Source organism: Sneathiella sp., from assembly GCF_047631475.1.
In the GTDB taxonomy this organism is placed as follows: domain Bacteria; phylum Pseudomonadota; class Alphaproteobacteria; order Sneathiellales; family Sneathiellaceae; genus Sneathiella.
Genome location: NZ_JBLHZT010000007.1, coordinates 113,490 through 119,489, shown reverse-complemented (window position 1 = coordinate 119,489; position 6,000 = coordinate 113,490). Strand labels below are relative to the sequence as shown.

The 6,000-nt window shown below is 47.5% G+C and carries 3 protein-coding genes and 1 pseudogene; 3 read left to right on the top strand and 1 reads right to left on the bottom strand.

What is annotated here, in order from left to right; genetic code table 11:
• From ACJAYR_RS04900 to ACJAYR_RS04890, 3 genes and pseudogenes are all read left to right on the top strand, one after another.
• Window positions 1-223 (top strand): annotated as a pseudogene (locus tag ACJAYR_RS04900) (efflux transporter periplasmic adaptor subunit); the annotation flags it as partial.
• Complete coding sequence (locus ACJAYR_RS04895) at window positions 220-3,327, top strand: efflux RND transporter permease subunit (protein ID WP_415235549.1); 3,108 nt, start codon at window positions 220-222, stop codon at window positions 3,325-3,327. The pseudogene ACJAYR_RS04900 and the gene ACJAYR_RS04895, both read left to right, overlap by 4 nt.
• Before the next feature lie 267 nt (window positions 3,328-3,594).
• The gene (locus ACJAYR_RS04890; RefSeq protein WP_415235548.1) at window positions 3,595-5,640 is read left to right on the top strand and encodes an ATP-binding protein; all 2,046 of its coding nucleotides are present in this window, start codon (window positions 3,595-3,597) and stop codon (window positions 5,638-5,640) included.
• 5 nt (window positions 5,641-5,645) lie between these two features.
• Here the strand turns inward: ACJAYR_RS04890 and ACJAYR_RS04885 are convergent, their stop codons facing one another.
• On the bottom strand, window positions 5,646-5,987 hold the full coding sequence (locus ACJAYR_RS04885; RefSeq protein ID WP_415235547.1) for a PilZ domain-containing protein: 342 nt from the start codon (window positions 5,985-5,987) through the stop codon (window positions 5,646-5,648).
• Window positions 5,988-6,000: the final 13 nt, after the last annotated feature.

The window sequence follows — 6,000 nt, the reverse complement described above, 5'->3', positions numbered from 1 at the left end:
TTTTGTTTTTGTTATTAAAGAGGACGTTGCCCATCGGACAAGGATCAAAATTGGTGAAAGAATTCCCGGCTGGGCGCAAGCCTTGCAGGGAATTTCTGGCGATGCAGTGTTGATCACAGAAGGTCTTCAAAAGGTGAGAGACGGACAACCTGTGCGGATCATGGCAGTGGGAAACCCGGCCACAGACGGAAAAAAGAAATCGGGTAAGGTTGCAACAGAATGATTATCTCTGATCTTGCCATTAAACGGCCGGTGCTGGCGATCGTCATGTCGCTGGTTTTAATTTTGTTTGGTGCCTTCTCCTATCAGTCCTTAAGTGTGCGCGAATACCCTGACGTTGACAAACCCAATGTGTCGATCAGTACGACCTATCGAGGGGCGTCTGCCGAAATTATTGAAAGCCAGATCACGCAAGTTCTGGAAGATGCTGTCGCCGGTATAGGGGGCGTTGCGCGCATAAATTCCAGTAGCCGGGAAGAATCTTCCTCTATCAATGTAGAGTTCAATCTGTCCCGAGATATTGAAAGCGCGACAAATGATGTGCGTGCACGGGTATCCCGTGTGATTTCAAAACTGCCGGATGAAGCAGATGCGCCGCGTATCTCTAAAACAGAAAGCGACGCGCGGCCGATAATGTGGCTGTCGATGGCGAGTACCGATCTCTCATCTTTGGAACTGACTGACTTTGCAGAACGAACCCTTGTTGACCCGCTTTCTACGGTCAATGGCGTTGCGAGCGTGCGGATTGGCGGTGCAAGACGGTATGCCATGCGTATTTGGGTGGATACAGAAGCGCTCGCCGCCCATAGTCTGACGGTTCAGGATGTAGAAACGGCAATCAAAGCACAAAATGTGCAATTACCCTCCGGCCGGATTGAATCTCTGGAGCGGGAATTTAATATTCAGACGGAATCAGATTTACGAACACCAGACGAATTCAACAGAGTGATCATTAAAAATGATGATCGAGGCGTAATACGGCTGGGGGATGTCGCACGGGTTGTTGTTGGCGCTGAAAATGAAAGAACAGGATTACGCGTGAATGGCCGTGATTCCATCGGCCTAGGTATCATTCGTCAATCCGGAGCCAATGTGCTTGAGGTTGCAAATAATGTGAAGGTTGTTGTTGATAACCTTCAAACGTCACTTCCTCAAGGGGTGACACTCAAGGTTTCTTACGATCAGTCTATTTTCATCAGCCAGTCAATACGTGAGGTGTTCATCGCCCTTGGTATTGCGATGGCGCTTGTCGTTCTGGTGATTTTTTTCTTTCTTAGATCTGTGCGGGCAACCTTAATTCCGGCAGTTGCGATCCCTGTATCCATTATTGCAACACTGATTATTCTAGCAGCGCTGAATTACTCCGTGAACGTACTGACCTTGCTCGCATTGGTATTGGCCATCGGGCTTGTGGTTGATGACGCCATTGTAGTGCTGGAAAATATCCACCGGCGGATTGAAATGGGGGAGCCTCCCTTGCTTGCCGCAGCTCGAGGATCGCGGCAGGTGGCTTTTGCCGTTATTGCGACGACGATCGTTCTGGTTGCTGTGTTTCTGCCAATTTCCTTTCTGGAAGGCACAACAGGCCGATTGTTTCGTGAGTTTGGTCTGGCGGTCGCTGCGGCGGTCATGTTCTCGAGTTTTGTGGCGCTCACCCTTACACCAATGATGTGTTCGAGGTTGCTTGTCAGTCAAAATAAGGAAGGGATTTTTTACCGTTCTACTGAATTTGTTTTCGACGGACTGGAGGCCCTTTATCGGCGAGGTTTGCAATTCGCTCTGAACACACCTGCGATTGTCATTGCCATTGCGATCGGTGTCTCTGCGCTGTCCTACGAGTTTTATAGTCAGTTGCCAAAAGAGTTTGCACCAACGGAAGATCGTGGATTTTTTTACATCCCCGTCAAAGCCGTTGAGGGGGCCAGCTTTGATTATACAGAACGAAATGTTCGAAAAATTGAAGCTCTGCTCAATCCACTTCTGGAAAACGGGGAGGCGGAGAGTGTTTTTGCCTTGGTGGGCAGTTTTTCGAGACCCGGGCCTGTCAATACGGCCTTTATGTTTTCCCGCCTAGTAACCTGGGAAAAACGGGAACGGTCTCAGCAGCAGATAGTCAGCTCGATTTTTCCAGGGCTGTTATCCATTCCGGGAGTGCGGGCCTTTGCGATTAACCCTGCGAGTCTCGGACAGCGATCCTTTGGTGCACCCGTTGATGTAATCGTCGGTGGACCTTCTTATGATGAAATAAATGTTTGGGTTGATCGGGTCATAGAGCGGGCTCAGGAAAATCCAAAACTGTTGAACGTGGACAAAGACTATTCTGAAAACCTCCCTCAAATTCGGCTGAATATTGATCGGGACAGGGCATCAGACCTAGGCGTTTCAATTCAAACGATTGGGCGGACGCTTGAAACACTCATGGGCGCCCGGACAGTCAGTACTTATGAAGAGGGCGGAAAACAGTATGATGTGATCATGCGCGCCCGCCAGGAAGACCGAAGCTCGAAGGGGGATCTGGACAAAGTCTATGTCCGTTCAGACCAGTCTGGCAGGCTTATTCCTCTTTCGAACTTTGTGGGTTTGACAGAAACGGCAGGATCGGCAGAACTAAAGCGTTCCGACCGCTTGCGGGCGGTTCGGATCACCGCCTCTTTGGCAGATGGCTATACACTGGACGAGGCGTTGACGTATCTGGAAACTTTGGTGCGTGAAGAAAGCGATCAGGCACGTGTCTCATTCGGGGGCGTTAGCCGAAGCTTTAAAGATTCTAACAAAGCGTTGCTTTTTACGTTCATTACGGCATTTCTTGTCGTTTTTCTGGTTCTTGCAGCCCAGTTTGAAAGTTTTATTCACCCGATTATTATTATGACTTCGGTCCCCCTTGCGGTCACCGGTGCGATGGGTGCCATGCTGGTATATGGCCTGTCTTTGAACGTTTACAGCCAAATTGGAATTATTATGCTGATTGGCCTGACGGCAAAGAATGCCATTTTGATCGTGGAATTTGCCAACCAGCTCCGGGATGAAGGGAAGGCGTTAAAAGATGCGATTATTGAAGCTGCTGTTATCCGCTTGCGTCCAATTTTGATGACCACTATTTCAACAGCGCTGGGTGCTGTGCCGCTGGCAATGGCCGTGGGCGCGGGGGCAGAAAGCCGGGAAGCGATCGGCGTTGTCATCATGGGCGGCGTTCTGTTTTCTACCTTTTTGTCTCTTGGGGTTGTTCCGGTTTTCTACCTTCTGCTTGCCCGTTTCAGCAAACCGTCAAGTTACCTTGCGGATCGTCTGACACAATTGGAAGAGACGCACAGTAGTTTGAATAAATAGCAAAATGTGATGGGAGGACAATTTCGGTTGAATTGATAACGACCAAATTGTCTCCTTAACGATATTTTAAGTCTGATTTCATAGATTTCTAATTAATTCTATCTAAAAATGAACGTATTGACAGGTATTCAACCCTATCTTTTGCGTTTGCAGACCCAATGCTTTTGAACGGATGGGCGCAGATTTAGCAGTCTGTATTTGTGAATTCATTGGTGGCTAAAGTTGATAGATCATTGGAGATGCTTGTCAGGATTAAAAGAGTTCAGTATGGGATTGCCAAAAATAAACAAAGCCTGTGTTTCCTTACTTTTCCTATCGGAAGAGAAGGATGCTTTGGCTGTTCTTAATGACCAGTTGAACGATCCGGCCGTTGATTTTTCAGTTGCTTCTCCTCGGGATGATCAAAGCATCCGGGCGCAGATCAGTTCGATGGATTTGGTATTCTTTCATGTTGGCGAGTCTGACATCAATCTGTCTCTTCGTACCTTTTCGAAGTTCCGAACGCTGGCGCCTAACGCCGGTTTTTTCTTTCTGGATTATGCCGCAACCCCTGAACGTGCTGTTCGCGCCATGAAAATGGGGGTTGATGATTATATTGTTCTCAATTCAAAATTTGAGGGGTTGGCAGAGCAGGTCGGTCAATCCTGTCTGGATTGTTTGCTAACAATGCCAGCGCCTAAATTGGCGACGGCCAATAACGCGCTGATACAATCAACCAGTCCGTTAAATTTCAAGGTTCGTGAAGTTGTAAAGGCAGCTGGCGAGTTGGCACAGTGCGGGTCTCTTCATGAGGTTTGTACAAAGCTGTTGGAAAAATTAGGATCTGTATTAGGGGCAACCGGGGGCAGTTTTTATCTGCTGGAAGGGGCTCATCTGAAGCAGGTGCATTCTTTGGATCCAGGGCATGCGCCGAGGAAATTATCTGTCCCGCTCGAAGAAGGAAGTATTTTCGAGCAGGTTTTCAGAACGGGAGAGCCCTATCTTAACACGGGAGGTCAGGCTGGGAATGTCTATAAGGCAAGCGGTTGGGACGGATACAAGGCTGATAATATGCTGGTTTATCCGCTCGCTGAGAAAAATGGTGAAATGATCGGTATCTTCTCTCTTCACGGGAAGCGGGAAATGATCTTCACAAAAGATGACCGCGATATAGTTCTTATCCTGGCGGCTTACACGCGCGAGACAATACGGGCCCTGTATGCTCAGGAAAAATCCGTACAAACCGCTGACAGCCTGCGACTTACTTTTGAGAATATTAACGAAGGAATAGTGCTGTTAAACGCCGATCTGGAGATTGTCGAATTCAATCAGAACGCTTTGACCCTGACGAATATTCCTGCGGATTTGCTCTTCACAGGTCAAAAGATTGACATCATCTACGACTATCTGTTCGAACGCGGTGATGTGGCGGATCGCATGCAGGGGAAATGTCCTTGGGTGGAAGTAACAGAGGACTTTGAATATTTACATCGGTGCGCCAGTGGTAACATGATCAGTGTTTCTGGAAATTATATCGAGAATGGCGGGTTTGTTTTAACCTTCACCGATATTACCCGTCAAAAGGAATGGGAAGTTCAGCTCTGTCTTGCAAAAGAAAGGGCAGAAGCCGCGAGCGTCAGCAAGACAAACTTTCTGGCCAGCGTGAGCCATGAGCTTCGGACACCGTTGAATGCGATTATTGGCTTTGCTGAAATGATCAATAAGTCGGTTTTCGGCAAACTTGAAAATGAACGGTATGTTGAATATGTTCATCATATTCATGACAGTGGCTCTCATTTGCTTCATTTGATCAATAATCTTCTGGATTTATCAAAGGTTGAAGCCGGAAAGTTTGAGCTACAGGAAACGGATGTCCATCTTTCAGAGCTGGTCCAGAACACTTTGAATTATTGTCAAAATCAAGCAGATGAAGCGGGCGTAACCCTGTCATTTAGCGAGATGGCTAAAGTCGGTTTGGTTCGGGCAGATGAAAACGCAGTGCGTCAGATCCTGCTTAATCTGCTCTCCAATGCCATCAAATTTACACCAAATGGCGGTGCTGTTGATGTGGTATTGAATATATCAACGAACGGCGATGTTCTTCTTCTGGTCAAGGATACTGGGATTGGTATGGAAGATAAATCGCTTGAGATTGCCATGCAACCATTTGGACAAATTGAAAATGCGTTCAACAGGAAGTATCCGGGTACAGGATTGGGCCTGCCTCTTGTCGCTTCTTTGGTTGAACTCCACGGGGGGGATTTTGATATTAGCAGTCGCCTAGGCGTCGGAACCACCTGTAGTCTTAATTTTCCGTGCAATAAAGCGGCCTGAAGCTTTTAGATTGTTGCGTCAAAATCTCTGTCTTCAAGAAAAATACGTGTACATAAGGCAAGATGTGAATGCGCGCTGAGATGCTCGAATTTCACTGCAATTTCTGGAGAAGGGGTATTGCGGACGACTGTTCCGGTAAACTGGCCCTTTCCATTGACACCAAATATGTCAATCTCACCGGAGATATCATCTCCGACTGAATAACTGCTCTCGGTATTTTCGATACAAAAGCCGGCGGGTGACCAGTCTTTGGCGAGGTAAGCCTTTTCTCCAATAATGACCACAACGCGTGGTGCCGTATTTCTGTGATACAAGCGCCTATTTTTATCGTCAGGAATATCGTTCATTTTTTTATCCTGT